The organism is Bifidobacterium sp. ESL1118, from assembly GCF_058505595.1.
In genome coordinates this window covers 1013188-1035570 of the sequence record NZ_CP196371.1, presented here as the reverse complement: position 1 = coordinate 1035570, position 22383 = coordinate 1013188, and the positions used below count along the sequence as shown (strand labels likewise).

Annotated in this window: 19 protein-coding genes and 1 tRNA gene; 2 read left to right on the top strand and 18 right to left on the bottom strand. The window is 52.0% G+C overall.

The window, feature by feature from the left end; translation table 11 throughout:
- Positions 1–33 precede the first annotated feature (33 nt).
- The 8 genes from frr to ACSYSS_RS04010 all read right to left on the bottom strand — a co-directional run bounded on the left by frr (position 34) and on the right by ACSYSS_RS04010 (position 8398).
- Positions 34–588 carry a ribosome recycling factor gene (gene frr / locus ACSYSS_RS04045; RefSeq protein WP_491702812.1) on the bottom strand — a complete coding sequence of 185 codons (555 nt, stop codon included), beginning with the start codon at positions 586–588 and terminating at the stop codon, positions 34–36.
- A gap of 94 nt (positions 589–682) precedes the next feature.
- Complete coding sequence (pyrH, locus tag ACSYSS_RS04040; RefSeq protein WP_491702811.1) at positions 683–1435, bottom strand: UMP kinase; 753 nt, start codon at positions 1433–1435, stop codon at positions 683–685.
- A gap of 171 nt (positions 1436–1606) precedes the next feature.
- Positions 1607–2458, bottom strand: a complete 852-nt coding sequence (gene tsf / locus ACSYSS_RS04035) for a translation elongation factor Ts (RefSeq protein ID WP_491702810.1) — start codon at positions 2456–2458, stop codon at positions 1607–1609.
- A gap of 105 nt (positions 2459–2563) precedes the next feature.
- Positions 2564–3418 (bottom strand): 30S ribosomal protein S2, encoded by an 855-nt coding sequence (gene rpsB, locus ACSYSS_RS04030; RefSeq protein WP_491702809.1) that lies wholly within the window; start codon positions 3416–3418, stop codon positions 2564–2566.
- Between the two features lie 239 nt (positions 3419–3657).
- Positions 3658–4140 carry a peptide deformylase gene (gene def / locus ACSYSS_RS04025; protein WP_491702808.1) on the bottom strand — a complete coding sequence of 161 codons (483 nt, stop codon included), beginning with the start codon at positions 4138–4140 and terminating at the stop codon, positions 3658–3660.
- 242 nt (positions 4141–4382) lie between these two features.
- Positions 4383–6380 carry an AMP-dependent synthetase/ligase gene (locus ACSYSS_RS04020; protein ID WP_491702807.1) on the bottom strand — a complete coding sequence of 666 codons (1998 nt, stop codon included), beginning with the start codon at positions 6378–6380 and terminating at the stop codon, positions 4383–4385.
- Positions 6381–6477: 97 nt separating this feature from the next.
- Positions 6478–7008 (bottom strand): hypothetical protein, encoded by a 531-nt coding sequence (locus ACSYSS_RS04015; RefSeq protein ID WP_491702806.1) that lies wholly within the window; start codon positions 7006–7008, stop codon positions 6478–6480.
- Between the two features lie 274 nt (positions 7009–7282).
- On the bottom strand, positions 7283–8398 hold the full coding sequence (locus ACSYSS_RS04010) for a GuaB3 family IMP dehydrogenase-related protein (protein WP_491702805.1): 1116 nt from the start codon (positions 8396–8398) through the stop codon (positions 7283–7285).
- 294 nt (positions 8399–8692) lie between these two features.
- Here ACSYSS_RS04010 and ACSYSS_RS04005 point away from each other — a divergent pair, with 294 nt between their 5' ends.
- Positions 8693–9913, top strand: coding sequence for an NADP-dependent isocitrate dehydrogenase (locus tag ACSYSS_RS04005; protein ID WP_491702804.1), 1221 nt, complete (start codon positions 8693–8695; stop codon positions 9911–9913).
- Positions 9914–10092: 179 nt separating this feature from the next.
- Entirely contained in the window at positions 10093–11697 is a 1605-nt protein-coding gene (locus ACSYSS_RS04000) for a substrate-binding domain-containing protein (protein WP_491702803.1), read from the top strand.
- Positions 11698–11848: 151 nt separating this feature from the next.
- Here ACSYSS_RS04000 and ACSYSS_RS03995 read toward each other — a convergent pair whose 3' ends face one another.
- The 10 genes from ACSYSS_RS03995 to ACSYSS_RS03950 all read right to left on the bottom strand — a co-directional run bounded on the left by ACSYSS_RS03995 (position 11849) and on the right by ACSYSS_RS03950 (position 22303).
- The gene (locus ACSYSS_RS03995) at positions 11849–12496 is read right to left on the bottom strand and encodes a M23 family metallopeptidase (RefSeq protein ID WP_491702802.1); all 648 of its coding nucleotides are present in this window, start codon (positions 12494–12496) and stop codon (positions 11849–11851) included.
- A 354-nt stretch (positions 12497–12850) separates the two neighbouring features.
- The gene (locus ACSYSS_RS03990; RefSeq protein ID WP_491702801.1) at positions 12851–14707 is read right to left on the bottom strand and encodes an acyltransferase family protein; all 1857 of its coding nucleotides are present in this window, start codon (positions 14705–14707) and stop codon (positions 12851–12853) included.
- A gap of 431 nt (positions 14708–15138) precedes the next feature.
- Positions 15139–15214 (bottom strand) — tRNA-Asn (locus ACSYSS_RS03985).
- 97 nt (positions 15215–15311) lie between these two features.
- Positions 15312–16355, bottom strand: coding sequence for a tRNA (adenosine(37)-N6)-threonylcarbamoyltransferase complex transferase subunit TsaD (gene tsaD / locus ACSYSS_RS03980; protein WP_491702800.1), 1044 nt, complete (start codon positions 16353–16355; stop codon positions 15312–15314).
- Complete coding sequence (gene rimI, locus ACSYSS_RS03975; protein WP_491702799.1) at positions 16352–16942, bottom strand: ribosomal protein S18-alanine N-acetyltransferase; 591 nt, start codon at positions 16940–16942, stop codon at positions 16352–16354. Before rimI ends, tsaD begins: the two co-directional genes overlap by 4 nt.
- Positions 16939–17823, bottom strand: coding sequence for a tRNA (adenosine(37)-N6)-threonylcarbamoyltransferase complex dimerization subunit type 1 TsaB (tsaB, locus tag ACSYSS_RS03970; RefSeq protein ID WP_491702798.1), 885 nt, complete (start codon positions 17821–17823; stop codon positions 16939–16941). The genes rimI and tsaB overlap by 4 nt, the downstream gene beginning before the upstream one ends.
- 91 nt (positions 17824–17914) lie before the next feature.
- Entirely contained in the window at positions 17915–18499 is a 585-nt protein-coding gene (gene tsaE, locus ACSYSS_RS03965; RefSeq protein WP_491704214.1) for a tRNA (adenosine(37)-N6)-threonylcarbamoyltransferase complex ATPase subunit type 1 TsaE, read from the bottom strand.
- A 68-nt stretch (positions 18500–18567) separates the two neighbouring features.
- On the bottom strand, positions 18568–19539 hold the full coding sequence (gene holA / locus ACSYSS_RS03960; RefSeq protein WP_491702797.1) for a DNA polymerase III subunit delta: 972 nt from the start codon (positions 19537–19539) through the stop codon (positions 18568–18570).
- 47 nt (positions 19540–19586) lie between these two features.
- A complete protein-coding gene (locus tag ACSYSS_RS03955; protein WP_491704166.1) occupies positions 19587–21359 on the bottom strand; it encodes a ComEC/Rec2 family competence protein in 1773 nt (590 codons plus the stop codon).
- Positions 21360–21424: 65 nt separating this feature from the next.
- Positions 21425–22303 (bottom strand): ComEA family DNA-binding protein, encoded by an 879-nt coding sequence (locus ACSYSS_RS03950; protein WP_491704165.1) that lies wholly within the window; start codon positions 22301–22303, stop codon positions 21425–21427.
- Positions 22304–22383: the final 80 nt, after the last annotated feature.

Here is a 22383-nt window from a genome sequence, read left to right as displayed (position 1 = left end):
CTCACCTTCGCCGTACAGATATCTGAGAACGACTCAGACCTCCATAATCTCCTTCTGTTTGGTTTCAAGCAGCTTTTCGATGTCCTCGCTGACAGACTTGGTAACCGAGTCAAGCTCCTTTTGGAGTCTCTCGCCCTCGTCTTCGCCGTAATCACCATCCTTGACGGACTTGTCGATGGTTTCCTTGGTCTTGCGACGAATGTTACGTACAGCCACCTTACCGTCTTCTGCCTTGGTCTTTGCCAGTTTGACATACTCTTTGCGTCGGTCTTCGGTGAGTTCCGGCATGGTGACGTGAATGACATTGCCATCACGTCGAGGACTGACACCGAGGTCTGAGTCCCTTATGGCCTTCTCCACCGCCCCTGCCTGAGAGGCATCGAAGGGTGTGATGGCCAAAGTACGTGGTTCGGGCACACCGATGGTGGCCAAAGATTTGATGGGAGTCGGCACGCCATAATAGTCTACTGTCAATCCATTAAGGAGTGCGGGGTTGGCCCGCCCGGTGCGAATCCCAGAGAAATTCTCCTTGGTGGCCTCCACGGATTTCTCCATTTGTCCCTTTACCTGGTCGATGATGCTTGCCATGAATACTCCAGTCCCCAACGCGCCATGAACGTGTTGTCATTGATGATTAATTCGTTATCTTGATTCTACCCGATTGAGTTGTCCCTCGAGTCACTCACTCCTGCACCAAAGCGCTTTCTGCATTGGAGACCAAAGTTCCGATTGACTCACCAACCAACGCCTTCGTGACGTTGCCTTCGGTTTCCAAACCGAATACGCGTATGCGTTCGTCGTTGTCGCGCGCCATTGACAGGGCAGCGGCGTCCATGACCGCCAGGTTGTCGACCAGAGCACGTTTATAGCTCAATGCCTTGAACATCTTGGCCATGGGATCTTTGCGAGGATCGGCGGTATAGATGCCATCCACACCGTTTTTGCCCATGAGCACCGCGTCGCAGTGAATCTCCAATGATCGCTGAATGGAGACGGTATCTGTGGAAAAGTATGGCATGCCCGCTCCTGCTCCGAAAATGACCACACGACCCTTTTCCAAGTGACGTATGGCCTTCAGGGGGATGTAGGGCTCAGCAACCTGACCCATGGCAATGGCTGTCTGGACGCGCGTTGCCTGGCCCTCCTGCTCCAGGAAATCCTGCAGTGCAAGGCAATTCATCACCGTACCGAGCATGCCCATATAATCGCCTCGGGAGCGTTCGATGCCAGCTTGCTGCAACTCAGCCCCACGGAAGAAGTTTCCTCCACCCACAACAATGGCGACCTGCACTCCGGCAAGTACGGCAGCATGTATTTCCTTGGCTATTCTACGAACAACGGAAGTGTCAATGCCGACTCTACCTCCACCGAATGCCTCCCCGGAAAGTTTGAGCAGGATACGTCTATGTTTACTGTCCGATTTGTCCTCAGCCATCAGGCGCCTTTCATCAGAATCCGGCATAATCATGTTAAGGATACCGTTTCACGGCGACACGTCGATATGAAGCAATATGGATGTTGCAAAAAGAAAACCATATATGCACCTCTGGCAGTGCATATATGGTTTGTGCCTATCTCTACAATGACCAAGCCGGACTAGAAAATACTATTTCTCTTCGCCCTTGCCAACCTCGATGCGAGCGAAGGCTGTGAGTTTGCCACCGACTTCCTTGAACAGGTCGCCGACGGTCTTGGACGTGTCCTTGACGTATTCCTGCTCAAGCAACACGTTCTCCTTATAGAAGGCGTTCATACGGCCTTCGACGATCTTCGGGATAATCTTTTCCGGCTTGCCTTCAGCCTGAGACTTCTCAGTTGCCACACGACGTTCGGACTCGACGACATCAGCCGGCACGTCTTCGCGGGAAAGCCACTTGGCTCCCATGGCTGAAACCTGAAGGGCGGCCTCATGGGCCACCTTCGAACCAGCCTCATCCGTGGCGATGATGGCCACGATGCTCGGTGGCATCTCCGCGGATTTCTTGTGGGCGTAGATCTCGACCCGTTCGCCTTCGACCTTGGCGACCTGGCCGACCTTGACATGCTCGCCGAAGAGTGCGGCGGCCTCCTCCACGCTCTCCTTGACGGTTCCATCAGCCGACTTGGCCGCAAGCACTTCATCTGCGTTGGAAGCGCCGGCTGCAATGGCATCGTCAAGAACCTGGTCGGTGAACGCGACGAACTTCGGGGTCTTTGCCACGAAATCGGTTTCGGAGTTGAGCTCAACGGCATAACCAATCTGGCCATTGGCGCTATCTACCACGCGGGAGGCAATGGTGCCTTCCTGAGCGCTACGTCCCTCGCGCTTGCCAGCGGCCTGAATGCCTTTTGCACGAATGATTTCCTTCGCGCGAGCCACATCGCCTTCGGCTTCGGTGAGCGCTTTTTTGACGTCCATCATACCGGCACCGGTGTCGTCACGCACCTGCTTAATCAATGCTGCAGTTACTGCTGCCATATTGTTTTTCTCCTCAATACAACTTATGAATACGTTACCTAGATATCATTTTGTGCTTGCAACGACTGATTACGCAATTGCAAGCACAAAACAACAATGCGTGAATCAGACCTCTGCAGGCTTGTTCTCGGTCTCAGCCGGCTTCGCAGGAGTCTCCTCTTGCTTCGCCACGGTCTCTGCACTTGCCGAGACGGACGAATCGGTGAGAAGATCCTTCTCCCATGCCGCCATTGGCTGCTCGGACTTGTCTTCGGTCTTTTCAGCCTTGCCGCTGCGCTCAACCAGACCTTCGGCCACGGCGTCGGCCATCAGGCCTACGAGCAGTTCGATACCACGGATGGCATCATCATTTGCGGGAATAGGATAATCGACGAGATCAGGATCCGTGTTGGTATCGACGATGGCTACGACAGGAATGCCAAGCTTGTGCGCCTCATCGACAGCCAGGGTCTCCTTGCTGATGTCGACAACAAACAATGCCGAGGGGGTACGGTTCATGTTGCGAATACCGCCGAGCTGCTTCTCAAGCTTATCCTTTTCACGCTCAAGCAACAGGAGCTCCTTCTTCGTCAACCCCGAACCGTGAACATCGGTGAAGTCCATCTCTTCGAGTTCCTTCAAGCGCGAGACACGCTTGGTGACGGTCTGGAAGTTGGTGAGCATGCCACCAAGCCAGCGCTCTGATACGTACGGCATGCTGACACGGGTGGCCTGTGTAGCGATTGCCTCCTGAGCCTGCTTCTTCGTTCCCACGAAAAGCACGGTTCCATTGTGGGCCACAGTGGTCTTCACAAAGTCATAGGCCACGTTGATCAGATCAAGTGTCTTGAAGAGGTTGATGATGTGGATGCCGTTACGCTCAGTGAGAATGTACTGCTTCATCTTCGGATTCCAACGACGAGTCTGATGCCCGAAATGAAGACCTGCCTTGAGCATCTCGCTCATGGTGATTTGTGCCATAATATAACCTTTCTGTCGGTTCTTGCCTGGTCATGCGAATCTGCGTGCAACGCCTCAACAAGCGCCGACCGACACAGTCCTTCACGAGCATGACGCGATTTTATGTGCCTTATCGGTAATAAAAAATTGTGGCCAGTGCGAACTCGTGAAATACGTCCCAGCCATTTGACACATACAAAATATATGCTAGCACGAACTCGGTATTATTCTTCGCCTGGAACGTAATGCATGATCAAAGGTTATTGATGGTTCCTCAAATATCTCATTGCCTCACGGCGTTGCTCTTTTTCGAGGTGATCGAGGTACACGTGACCGTCAAGATGGTCGGTTTCATGCTGAAGCATACGGCCCATAATCCCTTTGCCCTCAACGATTATGGTCTTACCCGACAAATCGATTCCACGTACCTTGGCATAGTCGGCCCGACGTGTTTTATACCACAAATCCGGTACTGAAAGACATCCCTCGTCGCCGTATTGCTCGCCACTGGTCTCTATGAGTTCCGGATTAATGACATAACCAAGGGTGCCTTCGATATTGTACGAAAATGCCCGTAAGCTTACGCCAATCTGATTCGCAGAAAGACCAGCGCGGCCGGGATCGTCCACAGTATCAAGCAAATCGGTGATTAAACGATGAACCGCCGGTGTGATTTCGCTGATTGAATCGCATGGTGTCCGCAGCACGGGGTCTGGTACGACACGGATTTCACGTAATGCCAACTCTCTATTCCTCATTCCTGATTTCTCAAACGCAATCGCTCACATCCGTAAGCACAGTTGGCAACTATTCTAATGAACACTGTGGAATTAGCACTCAAGCCAATTTAGCTTTGCCACAAGCTATCTGTCACCTGTACATTTCCGAAGTAAAATTTGAATCACGTCTATCCTACACAGACATGAAACGGCATGAGCCTTGCGAAATCACAGATTACAAGCATCAGAGACGAAGTTCATGATCGTCAGGGCTGTCGCTGCCCCCCTTCTTCTGTTTCTTCCTTGTCTTTGCGGTACACATTGACGCTATGCTTCGCCTGGTCAACCGCCTTGCGCATGAGCGGAGTGACTGTATTGCCCGCCTGGCGCACACCCTCAGTGGTCTTGTCAATGAATTCGACTGCAGCCGAAGGAGCGGACTTTGCGGAAGATTTTGGAGTGTAAATCTGCTTATCAATGACATCGGTATACTTTTTCAGCACTTCGGGCCTGACGACTTTCATGCTCGGTGTCAGCGTGCCCGCCTCTTGTGTGAATTCATCGGGAACAATGACGAATTTTCGCACCGATTCAGCGCGAGAGACCTTACTGTTGGCCTTGTCGATATATTGCTGGACAAAGGAGCGAATGGCGTCATTGGTGGCAATCTCATTCATGGGCATCTGCGTGTCCATACCATGTTGGGAAAGCCAACTACGGGTCATCGACTCGTCGAGTTCAATGAGTGCGGAAATGAACGGCTTGCCGTCGCCAAGAACCACGGCATGAGAGATCACAGGGCAAGTTTCGATGACCTCCTCCATGGGTGCAGGACTGATGTTCTTGCCACCCGCCGTGATGATGATGTCCTTCTTGCGTCCAGTGATGTATACAAAGCCGTCGTCGTCGATCGTTGCGATATCTCCGGTTTTGAGCCATCCATCGGAATCAAGGACTTGAGCAGTCAATTCGGGCTGCCCATAGTATCCCAGGAACACGTCTTCGCCGTTGATGAGCAGTTCATCATCCTCAGCCAATTTGACACCGATGCCAGGACCCGGCCTGCCGACGGCTCCCACTTTGTTGAAGTCCTGAAAGTTGACAACGCAAGGAGCAGCCGTTTCCGTCATGCCATAGCCTTGGATAAGGGTAATACCGTCAATGCCGTTAAAGAAATGAGCCAGATCAGGATTGAGGGGCGCCCCACCACATGCCACAAACTTGAGATTCGGACCCATAGCGGACTTTACCGAAGACCCGACGGTCTTCATGTAGAACCAATGCATGGCTCGCTCACCAGGCGTATGACCGGTACCTTCCTGTCCGTCTTTTGACCATTTGATGAAATGTTGCACCGCTTTGGAGAAGACATACCCTTGCAAACCCGATCCGGCCTTCTGCGATGCCGCGTTATAGACCTTTTCGAATACTCGGGGAACTCCCAGAAGATACGTCGGCTTAAAACTGCGTAAATCGGAAAGAAGATGTTTGGTCGTCGACGTGTACCCAACCACACCCTGGGCGCCAATGGCCACATATTGAATATACCGTGCAAAGCAGTGCGCCAAAGGAAGGAAAAGCAGCAGACGACTGGGCTTTTGGAGCATATCCTCAAGAACCGCCCAACCTATAAAGCATGTAGACACGAAATTTCGATGCGAAAGCATGGCCCCCTTGGGAGCACCGGTGGAACCGGAAGTGTAGACTATCGTGGCCACGTCGTCGGCGCTGACCCGGCAAATGGCTCGATCCAGCTCTGAGTCGTCTATCGATGCCCCGTATTGACGCACGGCATCTAGACCGTTGTCTTTGAAATTGAACACGTATTCGAGATCGTCGCTTTCATGACTCACCTGTTCAAGAATCTGTGCGTGAGCATTATCTCCTGCAAATGCGACACTGGGTTTTATCGATTTGACAATATTGCGCGTCTGTTCAGGTGAATCGGTCTCGTATACGGGCACACTAATCGCGCCTATGGCGGCGCAAGCGAAATCTGTGACACCCCACTCATATGATGTAGCCGCGTATATAAGAACCATGTTCCCGCTTTTGATTCCCAGACCCATCAAACCTTTGGCAACATCGCGGACTTCGGAAAGCATCTGAGTAGCCGTGACATCATGCCAGGTGTGGCTCTGCTCGTCCTTCCATTGTGCAACCAAATCATCAGGATCTCGTTCCTCACGATGCTGCAACAGGGAGTAGATGGTGTCTTTGTCGGTTGTTGAAGTCACCGGGTCCAATTGAAATTCTCTAAGCATATACAGTACTATATCGGTCAGTGACCCCAAAATTACGCAACCGTAACTTTCGGCTACGTAACCAAACGGATAGTACATATGCATTAGGCATCAAAACCTATCCTATGTCGGCAAAATCACAGATCCAACGACTGCTGGCATGCCGCAGCACGATTGAAATCCAATATACCAGTTGACCGGTTTGCACGCAGACCGAAGCTTCAAAGTCACATTCACTCTTCAACATGCCGTCCATCATCTTGGGAATGGCGGGGAACGGATATATCGCACGTCTGAGTTCTGGATCGGTGCGCATTTGGATGTCAACGAGTTTTGCCATGGTCACAAGCTTGTTGATGCACGGCTTCGTCATACGACGTTCAAGATTCTTTGCAGGCATCTTACCGCGAACCACGTCTAAGCTCATACATGCCAGACGGCATAGGTGCAGCGCCATTTTAGTACATTCCGATTCGTTGATTTCACAGGGAAAACAACCCGTAAAGTGGAACGTGACAGGATCATTTGACAGCTCCATGTGAATCTTGCCGTCATATCGAGGAAGAATCGATTGCCCCTCATAAGCATCATTGGCATGTCTGCCAGAAAAATCAACTCTGTTCTTGATTGCATCTGAATCGTCTACCATGTTTAATCCTTGTGCCGCGAACTGTCAGGGAAAGCTGCAATCGGCCCTCTACGCCCATTGCAATCGTCTTAATAAGAACAGCAGAACATTAAATATTATGCAAATCACATCGATATATTTGTGGATAAGTGAGTAACTTCTAATTATTATATCTCAAATGAGTTAAATTTATCTATTTCAAAAGAGAACTTATTCAAATCGCTATACACAATAAACGATACAGTCTATTTTTTCATCATTGAGAACATAGACTGCATCTGACACATCAATGCCATCAGTCACCGATGACTGCAACCTCACAACGCTGGAAGCTTTTAAGGTCAACATAGCCACACGAAGCCATGGTACGCTTTAATGCTCCCACGAAGTTCACTGTTGCCTCGGCTGTGTGACTGGGCCCATAAAGAACCTGCTGCAGAGGAGCAACAGTACCGACATGGGTCCGAAAGCCACGCGGCAAAGAAGGATGGTAGGCTTCCGCACCCCAATGCATACCCAGACCCGGCGCCTCAGTTGCACGGGCAAGCGGAGCTCCGAGCATGACGGAATCAGCCCCCATGGCAAGAGCCTTGACGAAGCTCCCTGAATTCCCCATTCCCCCGTCGGCGATGAGTTGCACATAGCGGCCACCCGACTCATCCATATAATCTCTACGCGCCTCGGAAACATCGGCAATCGCCGTAGCCAAAGGTGCTTCGACACCCAGAGTCGAGCGGGTGGCCGAAACAGCTCCTCCTCCGAATCCGACCAGCACTCCTGCGGCACCGGTGCGCATAAGATGCAAGGCTGCAGCATAGCTGGCCGCCCCACCCACAATGACTGGGACATCAAGCTCATAAATGAATTTCTGTAAATTCAACGGCTCATGATCTTTGGAAACATGTTCGGCTGAAACCGCTGTTCCACGGATAACGAACAAGTCCACCCCAGCGTTGACTACGGTATCGGCGAACTCCTGCGTGTGCTGGGGCGAAAGCGAGGCCGCCACCGGCACATGGGCCTCCCGAATTTCCTGGAGCCTGGCGGTTATCAACTCGGGTTTTATCGGTTCCGCGTAGATCTGCTGCATTCTTGCAGTCACATCGGTGTCTTCGAGATTCGAAATCTCCTGAAGCAGTGGTTCAGGATTCTCATAACGGGTCCACAAACCTTCGAGGTTTAGCACACCTAGCGCACCCAGCTTTCCCATCGCTATGGCAGTGGCCGGACTCGTCACGGAATCCATTGGAGCTGCAATGACAGGCACATCGAATTCATAAGCATCAATCTGCCATGCCGTGGAAACATCTTGTGGATCTCTTGTACGGCGCGAAGGAACTATTGCAATATCGTCGAGAGAGTATGTCCTGCGACCGTTTTTGCCGAGACCAATTTCTATTTCCTGAGTCATACCTCTAAACCTAGTGCTCAGGTTTGACCATTGCTTGGGTTTCCAACATCAGAGGCAGCGCTTTGGCCCCCTCGACATCTCGCCTGCAGCTGCAAGTCACGCCGTAGAAAGACAGGTGTTGAGATGTCCACATTACATAAACGTGCGTGTTGAAGAAACGCTTGTGTCATATCCTTGAGCCGGAATGAGAATTGACATGATTCGTGTTTTGTCCTGTACGATGGCCTGAGCAATATCGCAGGGGCAGATGTGTTATGCCGACACCTCGATTGGGCGCCAATTGTTGGAGGAATAATGGATAAGATAACAGTAAAAGGCACTATTGCAGAACTTGATGGCGATGAGATGACACGCGTCATTTGGGCCGATATCAAAAAACGTCTCATTCTTCCATTCCTTGATGTCAATCTGGACTATTACGATCTGAGCATCCAAAACCGAGATGCCACCGATGACCAAGTCACCATTGACGCGGCACAGGCAATCAAACGCGAACATGTGGGCGTGAAATGTGCAACAATCACTCCCGATGAGGCCAGGGTCAAAGAATTCGGCCTCAAGAAAATGTGGAAATCCCCCAACGGCACCATTCGCAACATCCTAGGGGGTACCATTTTCCGCGAGCCCATCGTGATGAAGAACATTCCTCGTTTGGTACGCAGCTGGGATGAGCCTATCATCATAGCCAGGCATGCGTTCGGCGATCAATACAAAGCCACTGATTTTACAGTGGACCGTCCAGGCCGTTTGTCCGTGACGTTCACCCCAGCTGACGGCAGTGCACCGGCAGAGCATGTCGTCTATGACTATCCCGGAGCCGGCGTGGCCCAAGTACAATATAACTTGGACAGTTCGATTGCCGATTTTGCACGGGCATGTTTTAATTATGGCTTGCAACGAGGCTATCCGGTGTATCTCTCGACCAAGAACACGATTCTCAAGTCGTATGATGGAAGATTCAAAGACGTTTTCGCGCAGATTTACGAAACCGAATACAAGACACGCTTTGAGGCAGCGGGCCTGACGTACGAGCATCGCCTCATCGATGACATGGTGGCAAGCTCCATGAAATGGCATGGCGGCTATGTCTGGGCCTGCAAAAACTATGACGGTGACGTGCAATCCGATTGCGTGGCTCAAGGGTTTGGCTCCTTGGGCTTGATGACCTCCATATTGATGACACCTGACGGGCAGACAGTCGAGGCGGAAGCGGCGCATGGAACAGTGACAAGGCATTACCGGCGCTGGCAGAAAGGAGAAAAGACGTCGACAAACCCGATAGCCTCGATATTCGCGTGGACCGGAGCACTGAAGCAGCGTGCAAGAATCGACGGCACTCCTGATGTGGCGAATTTCGCCAGGACGTTGGAACGCGTCATCCGCAGAACAGTGGAATCCGGATTGATGACCAAGGATTTGGCCTTGCTCATAGGGCCCGAACAACCGTGGCTTGATACGGAAAGTTTCATGGATGCATTGGAGGAAGGTCTGCGATCGGAGATCGGTGCTGACTGATTGGACCGGACATCTGTCTTCAGGATGGCTATGGGCTAGAATCGATTCGAACGTAGTTTATTTGGACCAAGGAATTGAGTTTGCGTAGTGCAGTAGTGGTAAGAAAAGTGCTGAGACGGTCAGCAGCGTATTTGTCTTGTGCCTCGCTCCTGTTTGCTTTAGGTGGCTGTGGCGCAGACATGTCCAAGAACACAGAACAGCCCGCCCAAGGTTCAGACAGCTCCGCCATTGAGAAAAAACTGCATTCCGCCCAAATCGCCCTGTTCGTCCCTTCAGACGGCATTACGATTTCACAGCACACTCCACTCAACAAATGGGCAAAATTCACTCCGATCCTAACAAATGAGCTCCAAAAAACAGGGATCCCGGCCAAGTCAATTTCCGTCAAGACTTCAAGCGATGCAGACAAACAGAGCAGCGACGTACAGGATTATGTCGTCAACACACTTTCGACGGACTCGACTGCTCAAACAAGGAACACGACCATCATCCTCGCTCCGTCCCTCAACAGCGACGACAATCAATACGGCGACTATGTGACACATCCTCAATCGCAATCCACTCAAGGCAACGAAGGCAGTGAAGACAACACAACTCCACGCGTCAGCAAAAAAACCTCCAGTCGTCTGGCCTCGTCTTTGGAGCTGGCACATAAATCCGGAGCCCATATCATCATAATTTCACAGTCGGTCAAAGGCTTCACACCGGATCTGTTCGTTGAAATGTCTACTCCCCAACGGATCGGATCACTAGAGGCACAGCAGCTTGTTGATAAACTCGCAGTCGACAAGGCAACAACTAATCATCCAAAATCAGTGGAGATCATGCTTCCCAGTCATACAGCTTCCGAATCACTGCTTGATACGATTACTGGTAAAAACAACACAGATGATTCAACAAACTCGTCTTCGTCTAATGGCTCCACAACTACAGGCTCATCTGAAGACATATTTGCAAAAGAAGCCTTCAAAGGTGTCTGGTCGGTGCTGGGGCCCTATTTTAAAGAAGGAAAAATCATCAGTCCTTCCAATCGCCTCAACGCTCAAACGACCGAGGCCGATTGGCAACAGGTGACATGTGCTGCAGATAAATCGCAGGGAATTTCGGACGAGCTATCAAAACGGCTCCAGAAGCAAAGCTCTGATGGGAAAACAGCCAAGACAGCCCATATCGACGGCATCATCGCCATGAATGATTTCGCCAGCAACGGTGTCATCAGTGGACTCTCGAGTCTGAAATACGAGGGAACAAGCGCAGATATCAATCCCGATATTTCAGTTTCCGGAATCATCGGCACCATCACAGGCCGCAAGAGTCTGAAACGACAGTCGGTTCCAAAACCAAAGAGCGATGTGGGGCTCCCATCAGGCAACAACGCTTCGGATGGCGGTGAGAAGAATTCCTCATCCGTATCCCCGGACCGGAAGACAACTCTCGGGTCACAACAGTCAAACTCTGATGCAGGTTCAAGCGACGAGGACATGTCTTGGCCCATCGTGACAGGCTTCGGAGCCTATATCGATATGCTTCCCAATATCGTGAACGGAAAACAGTGGATGACAGGTATGGAGGATCTCAACACTGTCGCCAATCATATTGCCAAGGCAAATTCCTCACTGGTTCTCAACCCCGGAAAGGCGACTCCACCATATTCAAAAAATCGCAAAGTCAATGGTGCGAACGTGCCTGTAATAACGGCGAACCTCATATCGGTCAGCGCCAGCAATCTCAAGAAAGACATGATCGATCCTGGTTATGTCACCATGGCGGATGCCGGACTGTAGACCTGCCGGCAAAAGACATCTTACTTGACTGACAAAACGGTGCAGCCTTCCCTTACGGATTACACCCGTCCAATCAAAGAATCACCTACCGTTCGGCAGGTTTCACTTTGTTCAAACAACGTGGATTATAATGGCAAGAACACGTATGACATCATTGCTGTTCAGTGGGTTTCAACACTATTTTCTGAGATGTCGCTAAAACACGTGGGTTGGTGTAATTTGACACCCCACGCCTGACACCCCAATGAACACAAGATGCCAGACAGTGGTCTGAGACTCCTGACACAGCAGCGAATGGAGCACCCCTGACCACTGGCGTGCCGACGGGAAGCTCACTGATAGCAGGTTCAAATGTCAATGTGAATTCTTTCATGTGAATGCTCACCACACTTTTGCCAGCCACCAAACCGGAAAAACTGATGACACCAACAGCTGGTGAAAGCAATACGACTCCAGGTGTCGTGGCAATATCCACTCCACGGTGGCCTGAGGCAAAGCGACCCGAGGGTGCCTTGAATTCACGGACGATCACATGTGGTGTCACAGGCCAGCCCAACGGCGCTGTACATCCACTTCGTTGCATCGACTGGTGGGCTGAAACCCCAACACTCGAATGATCGTCCACCACGATATGTTGTATTTTTCCATCGTTGCTGCTGTCAATGCAATCACCAAAAACAACATGTCCTTGAGAATCGTCCTGCACCATAGATTTGGGGTGGATCGCCGAAACATGATGTTCGAACACATGATGATACCCCGCAGCGGAGGTTATTGCAAGCAACAACGTGATGAGCAATACGGCGGCATATAATTCTAAAACTCGTATGTACACCCTATTGCGGGAATAAAACACCTTCCTGTATGGACATCTCTGTTTTGCATCGTAAGGACACATCATCTACCTCCGATCCCACAGCGCCAAACGAAACTTCTGGAGTCTCGCGGCAGCGTTGTTTACTTGACGTGTTCTCACTCATTATGAAGGAGCAACTCTAGAAGCTCAAACAAATACGATGCCTGTGGAAAAACGTCCTACGCAAGAAACCGCCCAAGAATTGAGGTATAAAAGTGACTTGGTGCCCTCTTCGAGCAACATACAGGAGCCAAGGCTCCCCTAATCAAATAGTGCACTTGCCTCTCGGACGGGTCCTCAGCGCCCGCACAATCCTTCTTGTATCATCTGCCCATATGCCTCACGGCCCCCACCTTGGCCGGGCGTCAGATGCGTCCCATCGTCATAGAAATATTCAGGGTGCCCTTCGCTGACCCCATACCAATCCAAAAGGCCGACGTTCCTATGCTTCGAAGCTACGTCTTTGAGCAACGTATTATTGCTGTCCTGCCATTCCTGGGGTACGCGGACAGTCGTCAAATACATTGGTTCGCCATGGACAGCATTGATCAGCTGCTCGATTTCACTCTCTCCCCCGATCGGCCCATTCGTGCCAAGTGCAAAAATCACGACATCCCCTCCTTGACCGGTTGCAGCATGTTGTTGGTACAGACTTGGACCAGCACTTAGCGGCCGACCCACCTTGTTATCTTGAATGGCCGCAGGAATATGGTCCTGTACATAGCTTTGTGCCCCCATCTCGACCGAATCGCTGATAATCAACGGATTTGCCGAACACGCACCCGTTAGATCGTCATACTGCCACGCATTGGTATTGATGTTTTTCGGCACTTTGAACGCATGAGGGATTAAGGGCTGGGGAATATTCAACGCGGGGGCTGGAACTTTCCTCCTACTAATCGTTGCAGTGGCGGTCTTTCCTGTGCTTGAGGAATCACCGAGCACCATGGCGAGGCCTTGGATATGTTCGCTATGGAATCGACTCACTCGCTCGGAAGAGCGTTGCTCGATTTGCCGCGGAGCCACGGTGCATGCCAAAACGATAACGACACCAAGAATGGCCAACACCCTTGTCAATGACTGAGTATGGCGGCGATAGCCAGCCTCTGGCGACAAAACCGTCTTAGGTTGTTCGACAAACCGGTACCATAGCTCGGAGAAAACCAAGATGATGGAAAATTGCACTATCCAACCCCACCAATTCAATGGTGAAGTCCTTGTGGCTGGATTCATGATGGCGAACAGTGGATAGTGCAGAAGATACAAGGAAAATGAAATTCTGCCCAAGTGGGCGAACAATGGAGACCCAAGAACCCGTGAGCACATGTTGGTCGGTTCCAGCAAAACCAGCAACAACAGAGCCCCGATGACGGCCATCGCCTGATAACCTCCACGATACAACAGTGTATCGGTTCCTTCTGCAGAAAAATACAACAGCAGAACAGAAGCGATGAGACATATACCGGCCATGCTCCACAATACGTTGAAGCTCTTGCTTGCAGGTGCCCCACCGATTTCATAACCTTCATAGCGCCGTCGTTGGCCGCCCTCAAACAACGCCACCAAAGCTCCTATGAGCAGTTCTGCAAGTCTCGTGTCCAACCCGTAGTATGAGCGAGCTGTACCACCAGGTAAAAGAGAAACCCACCGCATAAGAGCCGCTGAAGCCACTGTGAGCATCAACGTGGCGGTAATTTTCCAATTGCTGCTCCATCGCAAGCGATGCATGGCATAAAGCAGGAAAGGCCAAACAATGTAGAACTGCATGAGGAGAGAAGCAAACCAAAGGTGTGTCAGCACGGAAGGCAACCCAGAAGCCTCAAAATACGAGACCTTCCGCACCGTATAGGTTATGTTGCTCACAAACAGGGCGCTTGGCAATGCGTCGGCTTCATATTTGCGAAGCAGCGCAGGGGCGAATATGAACAGCAAAGGCGCCAATACCGCGATGAGCGATAATACGGGAAACAGGAGTCTCTTCACTTTCGCCCACAAATATTTCCAATAATGGAAACCGGCATCCGACTGAAAACGCCGTTCCACGCTGCTTGTGATCAGAAAACCTGAAACGACAAAGAAGATGGTGACACCAAGGAACCCACCACGCATAAGGGATGGTCGGGTATGATAGGCCAACACACCTATGATAGCCAATGCCCTTAGCCCATCCAACGAGGCGATACGGCCCGGTCGAGGAGATTCCTTTTTTAACGTCAATTTCGTACGTACTTTCCCACAAACCGCACGAATAGACAACAACTCAACCCCACTTACATGAAGAACAGAAGATGACTCCAAACGGAATCCAAGGAAAGAATAACAAGTAGGTTGGAGAGAAATTCATGAGGTATGTTGCCCTGAAGGTATCGGTCGAAACCCTAGCTACGTGAACTTATTGGCGCCATGGTACAACGCATCGAACGGCTGTTCGCGAATGTGGGCCGTCCGATGCGCAATCGTCGCTTCGACCTTGAATTGGATCGAACGCAATCTCCAGGCACAGGAAGCAATACCCCCGATTCGTCGCCCATAACGAAAAAACGGAACTTCGAACGTTCCGCAAACGTTCGAAGTTCCGCCATTCATGGCTCCCGCAGCTGGGCTTGAACCAGCGACATTCTGATTAACAGTCAGACGCTCTGCCAACTGAGCTATGCGGGAATATCTCCTTCAGTGTAATGCTTAATGCACCGCACAAGAAATAAATTCTATTAGGTTTTCGAGATGATGCAAGTTTGGCGTGTCGTTTGTATATTCGTCAAACGCTGATGACATCCATCGGCATCGCCGAATCGATGGAAAAATCAATCGGCGAAGGCGCCACTCCCGCCTCAACCAGGTTTGCCCCCAGAACGGCGACCATCGCTCCGTTATCAGTGCAAAGAGCAATCTTGGGTATCCGTACCTCGATACCGCATTTGCGGCCCTCCTCTAGGAGTTTGGCCCGCAACTGTGAATTTGCTGAAAAACCACCCCCCACGATCAGGGTCTTGGAATGGTACTGCTCACAGCCCATCATTGCTTTCTTCGCCAAAACGGTGGCCACAGAATCAGCCAGTGAGGCACAGACGTCGTCAATGGGCACATCCAGGCCTTGTGCAGTTCGATTCTCCACCCAACGTGCCACTGCCGTCTTGACACCGGAGAAACTGAAATCATAGGGGTGCCGCTTGCCGGCTCTCCCTTGAGTGAGACCCATCGGCACCTTCAAAGCCGTCGGATCACCCAACTTGGCATGCCTGTCGATATGAGGCCCTCCTGGATAAGGGAAGCCTAGTAGACGGGCCACCTTGTCGAAACACTCTCCGGCTGCATCATCAAGCGTGGTCCCGACCACGTCCACGTGCTTTGCCACATCCTGCACATGAAGCAGCGAGGTATGGCCGCCTGAGACAATCAACGCCAATGTGTCGGGAGGGAACGGCCCGAACTGCACCTGTGTGACCGCAATATGCCCGATGACATGGTTGATGCCGTAAATGGGCTTTCCCGATGCCCAAGCCAGTGCCTTGGCACCAGAGACGCCTACGGCCAGGCAACCTGCAAGACCGGGGCCCGCGCTCACCGCTATGGCGTCGAGATCGCGAAGCTCCATATTGGCATCGCTCAGAGCCTTCGAGACGACAGGTACGAAGGCTTCGGCATGGGCGCGCGAGGCTATTTCAGGAATCACACCCCCATATCGTGCATGTTCGTCCATAGAGGAAGCCACTACATTCGAGAGCAACGAGGTTCCGCGCACCACAGCAGCAGCCGTTTCATCGCATGTCGATTCGATGCCGAGCACCACCGGTTCATTCATAGTCTCCCCTGTCCTTCATTGTTCTCGTTGTCGCGTGCCAAGGCTGTTGAGACGTTCCCGTCTGTGTCCGCTCTGAAGCCTATGGGAACATAAGCACCATGATTGGCCAACCTTAGACTCATGGTATACGCATCGACGTTTTCCGGCTGATAATAATGTTTGCGTAGACCAATTTGCTGGAATCCGAATCGATGATACAACGAGAGAGCGGAAGCGTTGTCGACTCGCACTTCAAGCAACATTCGGCGGGCCCCCTGAGCTTGGGCCGATTCGATAAGCCGTCTCAATAGACTCGTGGCTATGCCCCGCCCTCGAAATTGTTTATCCACGCCTATGGTCATGAGCTCCGCATCGTCCCCGTCATACCAAAAACCGGCATACCCACGGATTGACCCCCCATTGAAGCCATCTGCACACGTTGCACGATCTGTGTGCGGAACGTCAAGGAAGTATGTGCGCGCCGGCGCATTGAGCTCCTGCTCCACAGCTCTGTGACTCCACGCCCCAACGCCAAAGATTTCACGCTCCAGGCGAGTGAGCCCTACGACAACCCAGCTTCGATTACACGTGTATGCGTCCACAATCATTGCGTTGCTCCCGTTGCGGCATCAGTATTGAGAACATGCTTAAGCGGGTTAGGCAGGCTCACATCCGGGCGTCGCAGATACAGAGGTTCCACAGCGTGATCAGCGTGATCAGCGTGGCACCCGGATCGATCCGTATTCGTACCTTCTGCAAGAACGCATTGCGCGAAAACACTCAAGCCTTCCGCGCCCAAGTCCAACACCGACGCATCCACAACAGCCCCCAATGCCTTAAGCAAACTCCACTCGTCGGCATATTTAGCGGCACCATGCCCCACAATATCGATTTGCACGGAAACACCCGGATCGCGTGCCTCAAGCTTCGACACCTCTTCATTGACACGATCGACAATGCTCGCTGGATAATCGATATCCATATCAATGCATACCTCGGTCGTTCCTTCAACCAATTCGAAATACAGCTGACGCCTTCGTGCGTCATTGACGCACAACGTCAGGTGACGCCTTCCCGAATGGCATGGCCCATCATCATTCTCACGCTGATACCCGTCATCCACACCTTCTTGGCAAAGTTCGCCCAACAACCCTTCGTAGCGTTGGGAAAAGCCGTTTGATCTTGCACGCTGTGCCATCCACGCCTGCGGCGCCAGAATATCCTGACCTATAAGCCGAGCGCCAGTAGCATAGGCCAATGCTTTAGCCGTCACCACTCCAACGCGCAATCCCGTGTATGGGGCAGGGCCAACACCCACAATGATGCGGTCGATGTCTTTTGCGGTCAGCCCTGCTTGCCCTACGACCGTGTCGATGTTGCCCTGCAGGCGCTCTACGTGGGTGCGGGAATCCGTCTCGACAACAGGTTCATGACCTAAAACGCCAACGGTGGAGCCGTATGAAGTGTCAATGATAAGAGTATTTGCCATAATCCCCTTCCGCCGTTGTTCTCACTAAACTGTACAACATCGCTGCAACCGTCTTCGAAAATCGGTGGGAACGGCATTCGAGCACATTCAATCACCCTTGAAGGAGAACCGACAGCTCATCTGGGAACGAAAACCAGCGGAAACCCACCGGCACGAACGAAACCGTACGCAATCCCCCACTGGTCAATTCCACATCTTTTAGGGCATTCTCCGCGTTGCCAGCATGGGCATTACCACCAACATCTTGCACATCATAAGTGGAAATACCTCTATCAATATGAATCTCCAGACGCTCTTCAGCCAAAGCCGAGACCATCTGCTCCCCCCACTCCATGAGCACCACCGTGTTCTCACCGGGATTCTCAAGCTCTTCGTCAAGTCCCAAGGATTCCAGCTCATCAAGCAGCCTGTTGACGACATCCTGCCCTGGAGCAAACGCGGTTCCGCCAAGCCTATATGCATCGACATGCACAAGGTGGGCAGCAGATCCATCGGCAAAATGGCCTTCCAGCTCCCGTGCGATGGTGAATGTGGGTGACACCACGGCACCTTCGATGCCAAGACCGGCACCAAAGCCTTGCGCAAACGTGGTTTTCCCAGCTCCCAGAGGCCCTGAAAGCAGCAAAACATCACCACCTCTGACCAGCCTCGCCGCGGTGGAGCCCAATTGTCTCATCTGATCTGCGGTAGGTACATTCACCGTCAATCGACGCTCTGATGATGGATCCTTGGCTTCACCTCGCATCAGGCCAACCTCCCCTTCCGTGCTACAAGATCAAGACAACGTTCCACGGCGAATATCGGATCTGCGCCGCTGGTCTTATTCGTCTCATCGGCATCGGCAAGGGCCTGAATACAGATGGAAAGCCCGTCTGATGTCCATCCGCTCAGTTGCCGCTTAACATTGTTGAACATCCAAGGCGACATCTTGGCCTCAGCCTGCGACATCACACCCATCTGCACGGCAGAGACTTTGGCCAACGATCTGAGTTTCATCGCCAAGGCGCCGATGACGGCGATAGGCGCCACCCCCTGTTGCACGGCGGAACGCAAAGCAATAATTGATTCGGCTCTTCGACCGGCCAGAGCCTTGTCGACAACGGCGAAGCCAGTCACTTGCGGGTTGGAATCAAGATATTGATTTACACGGTCGACCCCTATGGGATCGTCATCGAAATCGAAGCATAATTGCCTGCACATCGCGGCCAATTCACTAGTGCGCTCACCCAGAACCGATACAAGTTGTTGGGCAGCCTCCGGTTCCACACGCCGATGCCCAAGTTTGAACTGATCCATGACGAAACCAAGTTTGTCATCGGGATATTTCAGATTGCTGATTTTCTTTTCACGGGCACCGGCATTGATGAGCCGTGTCACGAATTTTCGCCCTTTGGTGCCCCCGTCGTGCCTGGCTATAACAACACTGTGGTCATCGCCGCCCACTGCCTGACTGCAAAAAGACACCATCGAATCGATACAACGTTCGTCGGCATCCTGCAGATTCGATAGCACAACGATATTCGTGGCGCTGAGCAAGGAAGGGCTCACGGCTTCCTCAAAATCGTACCAATTCGCCGAAGCCGCATCGAGTTCGATGATTTCCGAACCGGGATTGGCCTTCTGCGCATCGCCCTTCAAATCATGGACGGCCTGCTCGGCAAGATAGTCGTCGCCGCCATAGACCACGACAACATTCGTAAGTTCATGTTGCTTCATATTCATTAATGTCGTGGCAACGCTGGACATGTCCCTTTTGCACAGCATCAATCACCCCACTGACTGGTTGAAAGCAACACCAACGTTTCATGAAGCCACATAGCAACTCTCTCTCGTATGGTGAGTCTGAACTCGCTACCCGATTCAACTTGACTGCCACCAAGGTCTCGATTCCGTACCATTTTCACCCGCAAGACAATTCGACTGATTGCCATATAAACAACGGCGATGCCGATTTCCAGCACTGCAACACCCACAGCTCCCGCAAAGCCTCCTAGCCAAGGAAACAAAGCACACTGCTGCGATCCAATCAGATCCGCGCACCACTGCATGATAGCCGTTCCACAACTGGACAGCCATGCGAACACAAACGCCACAGGTGGGCAGCACCATGCAAGGCACAATGAAGCCAAACCCGTCAAGGTGGAGAAATCAACGAACGGTGCCACAATGAGATTGGCTGGTATGGACAGTACAGGCAATTGCGGTGCCATCAACACTTGAATGGGAAGAGTGAAGAGCTGAGCCGAGCACGTCAGTGAGGCGGCATCGGCAACCGATTTCGGAAGAACCTTCACCAGGACGGCTGCCATACCTTGCGAACACAAGACTATTCCCATCACCGCGGCACAGGAGAGAGCAAATCCGAAACTTCTTGAAAACGAGGGATCAACCAATAGCACAACCACAACCGTCCACCCCAACGTATTGAGCGCCTGTGGACGTCTTCCAAACAGAAACGCAAGCAATGAAAACAAGCCCATGACCAATGCTCGCAGCACTGATTGGGAAGGATACATCACGCTTGCCAATGACACGTACACCATTACCTCGATAGCGACAACAACAGAACGCGGCAGCAACCACGCCGCACACAACATTTGGGTCAAACCTGCAATCAAGGCGAAATGCCCTCCGGAAACAGCCATAAGATGCATGATTCCAGACCGTTTGAAGTTTTCCTTAAGGCTTGCAGCAAAGGTCGAATCCACACTCTGCACACCCGCATCCTTTGTATCGGTGACGAAATCCTGACCAAGGACGCCAATAGTCAACCCAGGCACCAGCACTCTGCCTTGCTCCGAAAGCTGACCAGTGACTCGAACAAATGATCGTTGCATGGCCGTTATAGCACGATTCGGCATGGATTCCTTGCTGCAGATAACGGTGTGAGCATGCTTGGGAACCGTAAGCCACAACGGTTCGGAACCGAATTTTGCCGGCTCCAAGGTTCCGGAAACCGCCACCGTCTGCCCCCTGGAAACAGTTTCACAACTGGTGCCGTTGAGCATCAAGGCGACATTGGCACCGCTTTTGACCGTGATGCCATCGCGACTGATGGATATCAACTTTGCGGAGGCCTGACAGTCCGCACTCCAAGACTTTGCTTGGACCATTGGAACCAATAGTCTCAATCGTGCGGAAACTCGGGACGAACCTGAGCGGGCATATTGCATGGCTGGGTCACGTTGCAGTGCCAGATCAGACGAGCACGATGAGACTGCTGCCAAAACGCCCGAACATGCCAGCATGGCCAGCCACCAACTCATCCCTCTACGCGGCGAGAGCCTAGCCGAGACTCGCTTCTTATGAGGATGACCATGTTTACGCATCGAATGTCTCAATGCTGCCAACATGGCGACTGCCATACCGCCGAAGACGATGATTGCCACTGTACCGGGCGCCAAAACGTTACGGCCGAGGTTCGCCATCCCATCCGGCAAACCATGGTTATCACAACTGGAATCGGAAAAGACCAATCCGAACAACCAATGTGAAACCAGTGCGCAGATCCATGTGACGATGGCTATGGTCAACATCCGAACGTCTTGACTTCCCCTCTCGCGCTGAGTAAACGAAGGGAAGGACTGCATACCCAAGCCGGTCATATCTCCACCTGCGGCCTTATTGTCTCCAGTGTTTTGGGACCAATGCCGCTGACCGAAAGCAATTGATCGACACTAGAGAATTCCCCGATGGACTTGCGATATGCGATGATTCGTTCGGCCATCACAGGACCGACACCTTTGATGTCTTGCAACTGCTGCGCATCTGCCGTGTTGAGATTAACAAGTTTACTGGATGACGTTTCGGATCCACCTACATCATATTCAGCATCAAAGCCACGGCCATCCGTCTGTGAGCGAGACTTAGCATTGTCATCCTTCTGAGTGGACTGTTGGCGTTTGCTCCGAGGCGTATCGGGACTTTCTTCCTTGACTGACTTCCCCGAAGTCTCAAGACTAGTTGTGGACCGTCGAGCATCCGTTGCACTCGATGATTGCGAAGTAAGTTGTGCATAGTTCACCGCTTGTTGAATTAGCATGGTGAGACTGGCAAACAGCACCGTAAGCAACAGAAGAATGATGGTGAAGGCATGCATAGGTTTCAGGGAGATCCTAGGTGCATCCCGTTTGATTGCACCATTGCGATTCCTTGCTTCATCACCTTTGCCATCTGTAGGACGAACACCGGAGAGCGAACCAACATCGATGTTGGCACGACGTTGCATCCTCGTCTCCCCCTTTGAAGGCTGGTGAGACGCAGAGACACCGTTTACATCCGATATGGGCGACATGCCTGCACCATGAATCGGAGGCAAAGGAGGATGCAGCAATTCAACATGTGATTCGATGAAAACCCGGGAACCGTTGAATGACCGGTCGCGCGAAGTCTGCTGACGCTTCACCCTGCGCAGACCGGAACACCGATATGCGGCCAGCCTGTTTTCTGCGGCTGTTAAATCACGTCCAAGGTTCTTCATGGTTCCATGGTGCGTCGAGTCCAAGCGGATTGACAATCGACGGCAACAATGTGGCCGAACGCATCCGTCCTATGTGCATT